The following is a 12,020-nucleotide window of genomic DNA, read 5'->3' as shown; positions in this document are numbered from 1 at the left end:
TCTCGCGGCTTTCCTCCGGGCGCTTCCCTTCGGTCTTGCGTTTCCGACTCTATCAGATCTTTTCTCGACCCGATTTCCTCGGTGCTTTCCAGGTCCGCGCTTCCGCACTTTCCTTTCCGGCGGTTCCGACTTTATCAGATCTTTTTCGGCCTGATCCCCAGTCAGCGGGGTTTGTCTTTCGGCCTCGCGGCCTTTCGACATTCACTACGTTAACCGATTCCCCCGCCCGATTCATAATCGGGGGTCGCGGTTTCGAATTCAGGCATGCGGATACGCCGGAAGGGACCCCGCTGAGGGTGCTCGTTAAGTAGTGGGTTGGCCGCTCCGGCTGCTGACGAACGCAGTACCCGGTTCAGCGGCTCGGGCTACATTACGCACCTTGCGAGGGCGCGTCAACTTGGGCGGCGCCTCGGTACAGGGGCCCGCTACGGGCCGACCGTCGGATCGTCGGCGATCCGGAAGCGCCGGCGGTGGACGTCGCCGCCGTCGCCGGCCGCCCCGGTGCGCGGGCCGTTGAGTACCTGGTCAGTGACCAGGTAGCCGGTCAGCAGGCGCAGGGACGTGGCGCCCGAAGCACAGGCGTCGGTGCAGTCCAAGGCGCGGTCCACCTCCGGTGCCGTGGCCGGACGAGCCGGTCCTTTGGCCAGTTCCTTGTCGTTCCGGGCCAAGAATCGACGCACCCGTGCCGGTGCGGCTACGGCGGCTCAGGCTCCGGCGGACGGATTGGCTCTCGGGCTCAGTCGGTACGCCGAGACCGTCGGATCACCGGCGAGGTAGAAGCGGTGTTGCCAGTCGTGGGCCTTGCTCACGCCCACGCGAGGGCCGACCTGGATGATCGCGGCAGGTACGGGCTCACCCTCGGACAACATGACCGAGGTACCTGTCAGGAGGTCTGCGCCGTTGTGCTCCGCCGTGATGCCGAGTGCCTGGCAGAAGTTCCCCGGACCTCGGGCGAGGCGTGGGCTCTCGACCTTCTCCCCTCGTCGCTCGTGTGCCAGGTCTTCCCCCTCGATGACCCTGCCTGCCCGGATGAGGACGGCCGAGGCGATGCCGTCGGTCCCGGTGACGACGTTGGCGCACCAGTGCAGACCGTGGGAACGGTAGACGTACAGGTGTCCCGCGGGTCCGAACATGACGGCGTTACGGGGAGTCCGGCCTCGGTAGGCATGGGAAGCCGGGTCAGCCGTACCGGAGTACGCCTCGGTCTCCGTGATGGCGATGCTCACGGTTCCCTCGGGGGTCTTGCAGGTGAGGACACTCCCGAGGAGTTTGGGGGCGACGTCTTCAGCAGGATGGGCGAGGAGGTCGACGTTCATGCTGTCTGCCTTGACATGCCGTAGGTGAAGTACACGTACACATGTCCGGGCGGACCGAACATCACGTCGTTGCGGGGGGTGCGGCCCAGGGAGGCACGGGAGCCGAAGTCGTTCGGGCCGTTGTAGGCCTTCACCTCTGCCAGGCGCAGCGCGACCGGGCCGTCCCGCGTCTTGCGTACGAGGACGCGGCCGAGGAGGTCGGGGGCTGCCTGCGGTACGGGCCGGTCGACGAACATTCGGGGCAGGGGCGTACGGTCGGAGGTCGCGATCACGCCGTCCGAGGGTAACGGAGACGGTGGGAGCGGGCGGGGTGGTCACCGGGCGTTCGTCTTGCCAGGGTGGGTCCCGGAACCGGCTGCGGCCGGATGGCGTTTGTAGTGATCAGAGACGTAGTGAACGAGGGAGAGAGCGATATGGCGTTCAAGAAGCTGCTCGCGAGTCTGGGGGCCGGTGGGGCCTCGGTCGAGACCGTACTGACCGAGGTCAACGTCGTTCCGGGCGGTGTCGTCCAGGGCGAGGTGCGCATCCAGGGCGGGTCGGTGAACCAGCAGATCGAGGCGCTCTCCGTGGGGCTGCAGGCCAAGGTCGAGGTCGAGGGCCAGGACACCGAGTACAAGCAGGACATCGAGTTCACGAAGGTGCGCCTCGGCGGTGCCTTCGAGCTTCAGGCGAACGCCGTGCACGCGGTGCCGTTCGGGCTGGACATCCCGTGGGAGACGCCGATCACGACGATCGACGGTCAGGCGCTGCGCGGGATGCACATCGGCGTGACCACCGAGCTGGCGATCGCGCGCGCCGTGGACTCCGGGGACCTGGACCCGATCAACGTGCACCCGCTGCCGGCGCAGAAGGCGATCCTGGACGCCTTCATCCAGCTGGGCTTCCGCTTCAAGAACGCGGACATGGAGCGTGGGCACATCCGGGGCACGCGGCAGAAGCTGCCGTTCTACCAGGAGATCGAGTTCCTGCCGCCGCAGCAGTACCGAGGGCTGAACCAGGTCGAGTTGAGCTTCGTGGCCGACGCGCAGGCGATGGACGTCGTGCTGGAGATGGACAAGAAGCCGGGTCTGTTCAGCGAGGGCAGCGACACGTTCCGCTCCTTCCAGGTCGGCCTGCACGACTACCAGGGCACCGACTGGGTGGCCTATCTCAACCAGTGGCTGTCCGAGGTCGGCAGCAAGCGCAACTGGTTCTAGGCTCGGAGCCCACTGAACCATCCGATCAGGAGGTACCGAGGTGACCGAGCTCAAGAGGCGGCCGCTCCCCCACGACTTCCATCCGCCCGTGCCGGAGTTCACGGTCACGAGCGAGGACGTGCTGGAGGGTGCGGCCCTCAAGGACGCTCAGGTCCACGCGGCCGGCAACATCTCACCGCAGCTGCGGTGGGCGGGCTTCCCGGCCGAGACCAGGAGTTTCGCCGTGACCTGCTACGACCCGGACGCTCCCACCGGGAGCGGGTTCTGGCACTGGGTCCTGTTCGACATCCCGGTCTCGGTGACGGAGTTGCCGGCCGGCGCGGGCAGCGGCAAGTTCGAGGGCCTGCCGGAGGGTGCCGTGCACGCGCGCAACGACTACGGCACGAAGGACTTCGGCGGTGCCGCGCCGCCGCCCGGGGACGGGCCGCACCGGTACGTGTTCACTGTGTACGCGGTGGACCAGGACAGGCTCGGTCCCGACGCGGACGCCAGCCCGGCGGTCGTGGGGTTCAATCTGCGGTTCCACACGCTGGGCCGCGCCCAGCTGATCGGTGAGTACGAGGTGCCCGCCGAAGCCTGACATTCACCGAACGTTCGCCCGCCTCTGGTTCTGAAGTGATCGGAGGCGGGCATTTTTGTGGCCAGGGGCCACGGGTTCACACCTCGTGGGCGCAGCGGATATTGCGTTGTCCATCTCGCCGTGCACGGCCAGAGTTGATCCCAGCCCGCCATGCGGTGGGCCGGTGCACACAGGAGGTGGGCTGGTATGCGGGACACGCTGGTACTGAACGCGAGCTTCGAGCCGCTGTCGACGGTGACGTTGAACCGCGCCGTCGTTCTGGTGCTCCAGGACAAGGCCGTCGTCGAGCAGGCCCACCCCGAACTGCGGATGCGTGGAGCCGCCGTCGACATACCGGCGCCCCGGGTCATCAGGTTGTGCAGATATGTACGGGTGCCGTTCCGAAGACAGGCTCCGTGGTCGCGGCGGGGTGTGCTGGTGCGGGACCGGCACAGATGCGCGTACTGCGGTCGTCGTGCGACGACCGTGGACCACGTGCAGCCGAGGTCCCAGGGGGGTCAGGACACCTGGTTGAACACGGTGGCCTCGTGTGCGGAGGACAACCACCGGAAGGCGAACCGGACGCCGCAGGAGGCGGGGATGCCGCTGCTCCGCGATCCGTTCGAGCCGACGCCGGCGAACGCGATGCTTCTGACTCTCGCGCCCGACGACTACGAGGCGTTGCCCGAGTGGCTGGCGTCCGCCGCGGCCTAGTGCACCACTCGCTGCCGGCGGGGGCGCGGGGTCGGCCCGCGCCCTTCCGGCGCCGTCAGTCGATCGACGGCTTCTCCCGGCGGTCCGGACCCGGGCCCGTGGCGTTGCCCGAACCGCCGCCGTTGCCCGAACCGCCCAGGCCCGCGCCGAAGTTGCCCATGGCGCCGGACAGGCCCTTGAGGGCGTCGCCGATCTCGCTGGGGACGATCCAGAGCTTGTTGGCGTTGCCCTCGGCGATCTTCGGCAGCATCTGGAGGTACTGGTAGCTGAGGAGTTTCTGGTCCGGGTCGCCGGCGTGGATGGCCTCGAAGACGGTGCGGACGGCCTGGGCCTCGCCCTCGGCGCGCAGGGCGGCGGCCTTGGCCTCACCTTCGGCGCGCAGGATCTGGGACTGCTTCTCACCCTCGGCGCGCAGGATCTCGGACTGCCGGACACCTTCGGCCTGGAGGATCGCGGCGCGCTTGTCGCGGTCGGCGCGCATCTGCTTCTCCATCGAGTCCTGGATGGAGGTGGGCGGTTCGATCGCCTTGAGCTCGACGCGGTTGACGCGGATGCCCCACTTGCCGGTGGCCTCGTCGAGGACGCCGCGCAGGGCCGCGTTGATCTCCTCGCGGGAGGTGAGGGTGCGCTCCAGGTCCATGCCACCGATGATGTTGCGCAGGGTGGTGACCGTCAGTTGCTCGATGGCCTGGATGTAGCTGGCGACTTCGTAGGTCGCGGCCCTGGCGTCGGTGACCTGGTAGTAGATGACCGTGTCGATGTTGACGACCAGGTTGTCCTGGGTGATCACCGGTTGGGGCGGAAACGGGACGACCTGTTCGCGCAGGTCGATGCGGTTGCGGATGGTGTCTATGAACGGGACGACGATGTTGAGGCCCGCGTTCAGCGTCCGTGTGTAGCGGCCGAAGCGCTCGACGATGGCGGCGCTGGCCTGTGGGATGACCTGGATCGTCTTGATCAGGGCGATGAAGACCAACACCACCAGAATGATCAGGACGATGATGACCGGTTCCACGTCGCTCCCCGTACCCTTCTCCGCCTCGGCGCGTTCGGTGGATCCGCGTTCCGCGGATCCTACTGGTGCAGATCTTATGGTTGTTGAAGATCTTGCTGGTCGAGTCTGACAGAACGTCGCACGGCAGGTGCGGTGTTCGGCCACCTTGGGGCCCTCGTTGAGGCCGTGGGGGCCGGCCGGCGGCCCGACTCGGGGGCGGGCGGGGTCACATGACGATCGCCGTGGCTCCTTCGATGTCCACGACGTCGACCTGCTGGCCCACTTCGAAGGCGTGGGTGGTGTCGAGTGCGCGGGCCGACCAGACCTCTCCGGCCAGTTTGATGCGGCCCCCGGATCCGTCGACGCGTTCCAGTACGACGGCCTGTCTGCCCTTCAAGGCGTCGACCCCGGTGGCGAGTCGGGGGCGCTGGGCGCGGTGCCGGTTGGCGATGGGGCGTACCACCGCGATGAGGGCGGTGGAGACGACGGTGAAGACCACGACCTGGTAGACGGCGTCACCGCCGAAGATGCCGGTGGTCGCCGCGGCCGCGACGGCTCCCACTCCGAGCATGCCGAGTTCGGGCATCACGGTGATGACGAGCCCGATGCCGAGCCCGGCCGCCGCGATCAACCACCACACCCACGCGTCGATTTCCACACGGTCATCGTAGGACCGCGGGACGTGCGCGGACAGGGCGCGATCCGGTTCGCGCGGGCTCCTTGTCCTCGACCTCGCGGGTGGTACGGGTACTTCTCGGCTCAGGCTCAGGCCATCGGCAGGCCCTGCGCGGTCCAGCGGTCGCCGACCTGCTCGACGACGAGCGGGAGGCCGAAGCAGAGGGAGAGGTTGCGGGAGGTGAGTTCGAGCTCCAGCGGTCCCGCGGCGAGCACCTTGCCCTGGCGGATCATGAGCACATGGGTGAAGCCGGGGGCGATCTCCTCGACATGGTGGGTGACCATGATCATCGAGGGGGCGATCGGGTCGCGGGCGAGGCGGCCGAGGCGTCGCACGAGGTCCTCGCGGCCGCCGAGGTCCAGGCCGGCGGCGGGCTCGTCGAGCAGGAGCAGCTCGGGGTCGGTCATCAGCGCGCGGGCGATCAGGGTGCGCTTGCGCTCGCCCTCGGAGAGGGTGCCGAACCTGCGGTCCAGGTAGTCGGACATGCCGAGGCGGTCGAGGAAGGCGCGGGCGCGCTGCTCGTCGATCTCCTCGTACTCCTCCTGCCAGCCCGCCGTCATGCCGTACGCGGCGGTCAGCACGGTCTCCAGTACCGTCTGGCGCTTGGGGAGCTTGTCGGCCATGGCGATGCCGGCGATGCCGATGCGGGGGCGCAGCTCGAAGACGTCGGTGCCGGGGGTGCCGAGGGTCTCGCCGAGGATGGTGGCGATGCCCTTGCTGGGGTAGAGGTAGCTGGACGCGACATTGAGGAGGGTGGTCTTGCCGGCGCCGTTGGGGCCGAGGATGACCCAGCGCTCCCCCTCCTTCACCGACCAGGAGACCTGGTCCACGAGAGCCCGGCCCTCACGGACCACGGATACGTCCTGAAGCTCCAGAACATCGCTCATGAGCGCGTTGTCTCCCCTTGCAGTTTCGCCGGTCTCGGCTGTCGCTTACGCCTGTGGCTCGGTCCGCCACGCCGGTGGGCGAGCCTTCAAGGAAATCTACGCCACCGGTCGGCCGGTCCATTCCCTCGGCCCGGTACTTAGGGTGAGAGCATGCTCTTGGAACCGCGCTGTGGACGCCTCGCCGCTTGGGGAAATGCCCTTCTCGCCGGACTTGTCTCGCCGGACGACGCCGTGCTCGCGATCGTCGGCGAGGACGCCGTGCACCGGGTGGAGGGGCTCCCTGGTGAGTCGGCGCCCGTCGGGCTCACGCTCGCGCTGGGGCGGCTACGGGCTCTCGGGGTGACCGGCCTGCGGGTCGCGCTGCCGGCGCCTGGGCATCCGCTGGGGCTGAGCGGACCGCCGGAGTTCAACGCGCGGGCGCTGGAGGCCGAGGAGGCGGTGGTCTGCCACGGGGGTGCGCTGGGGCTGGTCCCGGAGGTGCGCGAGGCCGGGCCCGACGGAGACGTCCATGTCGAGGTGGTGTGGCACTGCCTGCCGGTGCGGGAGGCGCCGCCGGCCGACGTGCCCTCGCTCGGTGAGGCCGAGCGGGAGCTGGCCGAGGCGCTCCGGGAGGCGACCGCGGTGCTGACGCGGCTGGACGTCGCCGCGTCGGGGCCGGTGGCCGAGGCGGCGATCGACGCGTACCGGGCACGGGCCGAGCGGGGGCGGGAGGTGCTCGCGCCGGGCTATCCGGGACGGGCGGTGCGGGTGCTGGAGCTGGCCCAGCGGATCGGGGTGCTGGTCTCCGTCGCGTACGAGAACGGGCACGGCGGTGCGGTGAGCGCCTCGGAGATGGCGGCACGGGCGGAGGTACTGCGCCCGGTGGAGCGGACGGCCCGGCGAGCGCAGGTCGCGGCGTACAACGCGGTGGTGGAGGAGCGCGAGCGAGGCTGAGGCGGGGCGAACGGCGGCGTCACCCGCGGCGACCGGGGGCGCGGCGACCGCCGTCGGGGAGGACACGGCTACCGAGGGCGCGCCGACCACCGCCGGGAAGGGCGCGGCGACCGGGCATGGTCAACCGGCGTCGCGGAAAGCGCGGCGCACCGGCGCCCGGGCAGGCGACGCCACTACGCACCGGGGCCGGCTCACCGGAACGAGCCGGGACGCGCGGCCTGGACCTGAGCCGAGGACCGGGGGCGGGCACGGGCGACGCTGATGTGACGTCCGGCGCGCGTATCGGCCGCCGCGGACGCCGCGCTGCTGCCGACGAAGGGCTCCGCGAGTTGTTGCCGGCTCGCGGAGCCCTCGGTGCCCGGTCGGCGTCAGGGGATGGGGACATGAGGTGGGAGCTTGCCCACGCCCTCGGGGCCCGACGGCCGAATCGGCACAAGCTCAGCGGTTGATGCCGAGGTTGCCGAAGGCGGGGTTCAGCACGCCGACGACGTTCACGCTGTTACCGACGGCGTTCACCGGGATGTGCACCGGGGCCTGGACGAGGTTGCCCGAGACGACGCCCGGCGAGCCCTCGGCCTTGCCGGTGGCCAGCGATCCGTCGGTGGCGGAGGCCATACCGGCGCCGGCGGCCACCAGACCCCCGGCCACCATCGTCACGGCCGCTGCCTTCTTCAGGTTCTTCACTTCGTAAGCCCTTCTGATGCGATTGCCACGGCCAGTCGCCGTTGCACGCACTGAAGAACGCCCGCACCCCGCGGAGGATGCGCCATCCGGGGGACATTCCCACGACGGTATGAATCTCAGCCCGGACGGCGACCTTCCGTATTGCCGTACCGAGTGCTTTTCTGCCTGTTTCAGCCCGTCACGCCATGGCGTACGGCCCACAGCGCGGCCTGGGTGCGGTCCGCGAGATCGAGTTTCATCAGGATGTTCGACACATGGGTCTTGACGGTCTTCTCGGAGAGCACCAGCGCGCGGGCGATCTCGCGGTTGGAGCGGCCGTCCGCTATCAGGCAGAGCACCTCGCGCTCCCGGTCGGTGAGCGCCCCGGCCCGCGCCTGGCCCGGACCGGTCTCCTCCTGGGACAGCAGGGCACCCGCCACCTCGGGCTGGAGCAGGATGTGCCCGGCGTGCACCGAGCGGATGGCGCCGGCCAGGGCCTCGGGATCGACGTCCTTGTAGACATATCCGGCGGCGCCGGCGCGCAGGGCCGGGACGACCGTGCGCTGCTCGGTGAAGCTGGTGACGATGAGCACGCGCGCGGGGTTGCCCAGCTCACGCAGTTTGCGCAACGCCTCGACGCCGTCCATGCCGGGCATCTTGATGTCCATCAGGACGACGTCCGGTCTGAGTTCCTCGGTCCGGGCGACGCCCTCGGCGCCGTCGGCGGCCTCGCCCACGACCTCGATGTCGTCCTGTACCTCGAGGAACGTGCGCAGTCCGCGGCGGACCACCTGGTGGTCGTCGACGAGCAGCACCCTGATTGCGTCAGCCACCGGGGACCTCCATCTCGATCATGGTGCCCTTGCCGGGCGCCGACTCCACGGTGAGCGTGCCGCCGACGCCGCCCGCGCGGTCCCGCATGGAGACCAGGCCGAGGTGGCGTCCGGCGCGGCGGATCGCGAGCGGGTCGAAGCCGCCGCCGTCGTCCGTGACGCGCAGGACCGCTCCGCCGCCGCGCTTGGACAGCGTCACGCCGACCCGGTCGGCACCGGAGTGCCGCAGCGCGTTGTGCAGGGCCTCCTGGGCGACGCGCAGCAGGGCCTCCTCCTGGGCGGCGGGCAGGGCGCGCACGCCCTGGGCGGTGAACGTCACCCGCGCGGTGTGGGCCCGGTCGAGCACCTGCACCTGGGTGCGCAGGGTGGCCGCGAGACCGTCCTCGTCGAGGGCCGCGGGACGCAGTTCCACGACGGCGGCGCGCAGCTCGTCGGCGGCCTCGGCGGCGAGTGCGGCCACCTGCTGCAGTTCGCCCTTGGCGCGGACCGGGTCCCGGTCGACCAGGGCGGCGGCGGCCTGGGCGGTCAGGCGCAAGGAGAACAGCTTCTGGCTGACGGCGTCGTGCAGCTCGTGCGCCAGCCGGGAGCGCTCCTCGGCGATGGTGAGCTCGCGGCTGCGTTCGTAGAGCCGGGCGTTGGTGAGGGCGATCGCGGCGTGCTGGGCGAGGATGGCCAGCAGTTCCTCGTCGTCGGCGTCGAAACCGCAGGTGCCCTCCGGTTTGGGGCAGTTCTTGTTCGCGAGGAAGAGGGCGCCGATCACCTCGTCGCCGTCGCGGATGGGCAGGCCGAGGAAGTCGGCGAGGTCGGGATGGGCGGAGGGCCAGCCTCCGAAGCGGGGGTCCGTGCGCACGTCGGCCAGGCGCTGCGGCTTCGCGTCGCTGAGCATCGCGGCGAGGACGCCGTGCTGGCGGGGCAGCGGGCCGATCCGCTTCCACTCGTCGTCGCTCACTCCGTCGACGACGAACTGGGCGAAGCCGCCGTGGTCGTCCGGAACGCCCAGTGCGGCGTACTGCGCGTCGAGCAGTTCGCGGGCCGAGGCGACGATCGTCTTGAGGACGTCGCGCACTTCGAGATGCCTGCTCATGGCCAGCAGCGCGGAACTCACCGCGGCGAGGCCGGACCGGGGACCTTGACTCATGCCTTCCACGCTACCGGCGGGCTGTGACAGCGCGGATCGGACCGGTGGCGGCGGCCGCCTGGGCCGCTGGGCCTAGTCCGGAGGTCCCGGCCGGGCGGCTCAGGCCGAAGGGCCCCGGCGTTCCGCGGCCCGCGTCCGAGGCGGTGCCCGGCCCCCCGTTCCTCCGTTGGGGGCACGCCGATCGAGCGGCGTCCAGGACGAGGGGAACGACGTCATGCCGGTAGCGATCATCACGGGGGCGTCGAAAGGGCTGGGGCGCGCGCTCGCCGAGGCCCTGGCCACGCGCGGCTGGGATCTCGTGCTGGACGCCAGGGGTGAGCGGACGCTGAAGGAGACGGCGGCGGTGCTCGCGACGTACGGGACGCGGGTGGAGGCGCTCGCCGGGGACGTCACGGGCCGGGCTCGTCGCGGCGGCCTGGAGACTGGGCGGCGTCGACCTGGTGGTGAGCAACGCGAGCGCGCTGGGCGCCGAGCCGCTGGTCCGGCTGGACCGGCTGCCCCTGGAGGGGCTGCGGCGGGCGCTGGAGGTGAACGTGGTGGCCGTGCTGGGCCTGGTCCAGGAGGCGATGCCCCTGCTGCGGGTCTCCCGGCAGGCCGCGGTCGTCACGGTCAGCTCGGACGCCGCGGCCGAGGCCCATGAGACATGGGGTGGCTACGGGGCGTCGAAGGCGGCGCTGGACCGGCTCGCGGCGGTGCTCGCCGTGGAGGAGCCCGGACTGCGGGTCTGGGCGGTGGACCCCGGGGACATGGCGACGGAGCTGTACACGGCGGCCGTCCCGGAGGACGACGGTCCGCGTCCGGAGCCGGCGAGGGTGGTGCCGGCGTTCCTGCGGCTGCTGGAGGAACGGCCGGCGAGCGGCCGCTACGGGGCGCCGGCGCTGCTGGAGGGGACGCGATGACGTCGGCGCCCTGGGTGGCACAGGCCGGACCCGCCCGCCGGTGGGGGCACGTGCCGCCGGAGCCGTCGGCGCGGGTGCCGGCGGAACAGCGCGGGCCGGGGAGGCAGCGGGATGCCGTACGGCTGCTGGTGTCTCGGGGCACGGAGGTGTCGCACCACGCGTTCGCGGAGCTTCCGCGGCTGCTGCGGGCGATCTGCTGGTCGTGAACACCTCATCGACGCCGGCCGCCGCGGTGGACGGGTGGACCGGGCGCGCGCGTGTGGTGGTGCACTTCTCGACGCTCGGCGACGACGGGCGGTGGGCCGTGGAGCTGCGGGATCCGGACGGGAGGGGCACCACGCGCGCGCGTGCGGGCGGTCCGGTGGGGACGCGGGGCGGCTGCCCGGGGTGCGCGGCTGGTGCTGGAGGAGCCGTCGAGTGCCCGGGGCGAGCGGTTGTGGTGGGCGCGGACGGCCGGAGCGGAGGTGTGCGCGCTGCTGCGTGAGCACGGGCGGCCCATCCGCTACTCCTACACGGACCGGGACCAGCCGTTGTCGGTGTACCGGACGGTGTTCGCGCTGCCCGATCCGTCGGCCCGCGGGTGGGGCAGCGCGGAGATGCCCAGCGCGGCGCGTCCCTTCACCGAGCGGAAGGTGACCGGTGAGCCGGGGTGTGCAGTTCGCGCCGGTCACGCTGCACACGGGGGTGGCCTCGGCGGAGGCGCACGAACCGCCGTGTCCGGAGCGGTTCGCGGTGCCGGAGTCGTCGGCGCGGCTGATCGACGCCGTGCGGGCCGGGGGCGGCCGGGTGGTGGCGGTCGGCACGACCGCGGTGCGCGCGGTGGAGTCGGCCGCGGGGCCGGACGGGGTGGTCCGGGCGGCCGAGGGGTGGACGGATCTCGTGGTGACGCCGGAGCGCGGGGTGCGGGTGGTGGACGGGCTGCTGACCGGGCTGCACGAGCCGGAGGCCTCGCATCTGCTGATGCCGGCGGCGGTGGCCGGAGCGGGGCGATCGAGCGCGGGTATGAAGAGGCGCTGCGCCGTCGTTACCTGTGGCACGAGTTCGGGGACGTGCATCTCCTGCTCCCGGAGAGACCGTGACGGTGGGCATTGCTCAAGCAACTCCCGGTGAGACCGTTTCCCCGCCGGTGTGAGGCCGCGCATAGGGCGCAAGTCACGTACGAAGGGCAATAGGAGATAAATGCACCCAGAGCGAGCGGGAAGGACGCTCTGG

At 71.0% G+C, this 12,020-nt stretch carries 11 protein-coding genes and 4 pseudogenes; 6 read left to right on the top strand and 9 right to left on the bottom strand.

What is annotated here, in order from left to right; translation table 11 throughout:
* Positions 1 to 425 precede the first annotated feature (425 nt).
* From ACWCPM_RS16790 to ACWCPM_RS16780, 3 genes and pseudogenes are all read right to left on the bottom strand, one after another.
* Positions 426 to 686 (bottom strand): annotated as a pseudogene (locus ACWCPM_RS16790) (DNA-3-methyladenine glycosylase); the annotation flags it as partial.
* A gap of 18 nt (positions 687 to 704) precedes the next feature.
* Positions 705 to 1,316, bottom strand: coding sequence for a DNA-3-methyladenine glycosylase (locus tag ACWCPM_RS16785; protein ID WP_450976918.1), 612 nt, complete (start codon positions 1,314 to 1,316; stop codon positions 705 to 707).
* 14 nt (positions 1,317 to 1,330) lie between these two features.
* A pseudogene (locus tag ACWCPM_RS16780) lies at positions 1,331 to 1,588 on the bottom strand (DNA-3-methyladenine glycosylase); the annotation flags it as partial.
* Between the two features lie 141 nt (positions 1,589 to 1,729).
* Here ACWCPM_RS16780 and ACWCPM_RS16775 point away from each other — a divergent pair.
* The 3 genes from ACWCPM_RS16775 to ACWCPM_RS16765 all read left to right on the top strand — a co-directional run bounded on the left by ACWCPM_RS16775 (position 1,730) and on the right by ACWCPM_RS16765 (position 3,785).
* Positions 1,730 to 2,512 (top strand): sporulation protein, encoded by a 783-nt coding sequence (locus tag ACWCPM_RS16775; RefSeq protein ID WP_450976917.1) that lies wholly within the window; start codon positions 1,730 to 1,732, stop codon positions 2,510 to 2,512.
* 40 nt (positions 2,513 to 2,552) lie between these two features.
* Entirely contained in the window at positions 2,553 to 3,092 is a 540-nt protein-coding gene (locus tag ACWCPM_RS16770; protein WP_450976916.1) for a YbhB/YbcL family Raf kinase inhibitor-like protein, read from the top strand.
* 186 nt (positions 3,093 to 3,278) lie between these two features.
* Positions 3,279 to 3,785 (top strand): HNH endonuclease, encoded by a 507-nt coding sequence (locus ACWCPM_RS16765; RefSeq protein WP_450976915.1) that lies wholly within the window; start codon positions 3,279 to 3,281, stop codon positions 3,783 to 3,785.
* 55 nt (positions 3,786 to 3,840) lie between these two features.
* Here the strand turns inward: ACWCPM_RS16765 and ACWCPM_RS16760 are convergent, their stop codons facing one another.
* The 3 genes from ACWCPM_RS16760 to ACWCPM_RS16750 form a co-directional block, all read right to left on the bottom strand.
* Positions 3,841 to 4,800, bottom strand: coding sequence for an SPFH domain-containing protein (locus tag ACWCPM_RS16760; protein ID WP_450976914.1), 960 nt, complete (start codon positions 4,798 to 4,800; stop codon positions 3,841 to 3,843).
* Positions 4,801 to 5,005: 205 nt separating this feature from the next.
* Entirely contained in the window at positions 5,006 to 5,437 is a 432-nt protein-coding gene (locus ACWCPM_RS16755) for an NfeD family protein (protein ID WP_450976913.1), read from the bottom strand.
* Between the two features lie 107 nt (positions 5,438 to 5,544).
* Positions 5,545 to 6,342: an ABC transporter ATP-binding protein gene (locus tag ACWCPM_RS16750; RefSeq protein ID WP_450976912.1), complete on the bottom strand. Its 798-nt coding sequence runs from the start codon at positions 6,340 to 6,342 to the stop codon at positions 5,545 to 5,547.
* A gap of 150 nt (positions 6,343 to 6,492) precedes the next feature.
* Between ACWCPM_RS16750 and ACWCPM_RS16745 the strand changes: the two genes are divergently transcribed.
* Positions 6,493 to 7,275, top strand: a complete 783-nt coding sequence (locus ACWCPM_RS16745) for a hypothetical protein (RefSeq protein ID WP_450976911.1) — start codon at positions 6,493 to 6,495, stop codon at positions 7,273 to 7,275.
* A gap of 438 nt (positions 7,276 to 7,713) precedes the next feature.
* Here ACWCPM_RS16745 and chpE read toward each other — a convergent pair whose 3' ends face one another.
* The 3 genes from chpE to ACWCPM_RS16730 all read right to left on the bottom strand — a co-directional run bounded on the left by chpE (position 7,714) and on the right by ACWCPM_RS16730 (position 9,909).
* Positions 7,714 to 7,959, bottom strand: a complete 246-nt coding sequence (chpE, locus tag ACWCPM_RS16740; protein WP_450976910.1) for a chaplin ChpE — start codon at positions 7,957 to 7,959, stop codon at positions 7,714 to 7,716.
* A gap of 170 nt (positions 7,960 to 8,129) precedes the next feature.
* Positions 8,130 to 8,771 carry a response regulator gene (locus ACWCPM_RS16735; RefSeq protein WP_450976909.1) on the bottom strand — a complete coding sequence of 214 codons (642 nt, stop codon included), beginning with the start codon at positions 8,769 to 8,771 and terminating at the stop codon, positions 8,130 to 8,132.
* Positions 8,764 to 9,909, bottom strand: a complete 1,146-nt coding sequence (locus ACWCPM_RS16730) for a GAF domain-containing sensor histidine kinase (RefSeq protein WP_450976908.1) — start codon at positions 9,907 to 9,909, stop codon at positions 8,764 to 8,766. Before ACWCPM_RS16730 ends, ACWCPM_RS16735 begins: the two co-directional genes overlap by 8 nt.
* Before the next feature lie 214 nt (positions 9,910 to 10,123).
* On the opposite strand from ACWCPM_RS16730, the pseudogene ACWCPM_RS16725 reads away from it, so the two are divergent.
* Together ACWCPM_RS16725 and ACWCPM_RS16720 are read left to right on the top strand one after the other, a co-directional pair.
* A pseudogene (locus ACWCPM_RS16725) lies at positions 10,124 to 10,808 on the top strand (SDR family NAD(P)-dependent oxidoreductase).
* Positions 10,805 to 11,918, top strand: a pseudogene (locus ACWCPM_RS16720) (S-adenosylmethionine:tRNA ribosyltransferase-isomerase). The pseudogenes ACWCPM_RS16725 and ACWCPM_RS16720 overlap by 4 nt, the downstream one beginning before the upstream one ends.
* Positions 11,919 to 12,020: the final 102 nt, after the last annotated feature.

It is taken from the genome of Streptomyces sp. NPDC002309 (assembly GCF_053593375.1).
Note: the sequence above shows the minus strand (reverse complement) of the source record. Positions and strands in the feature narration are given on the sequence as shown.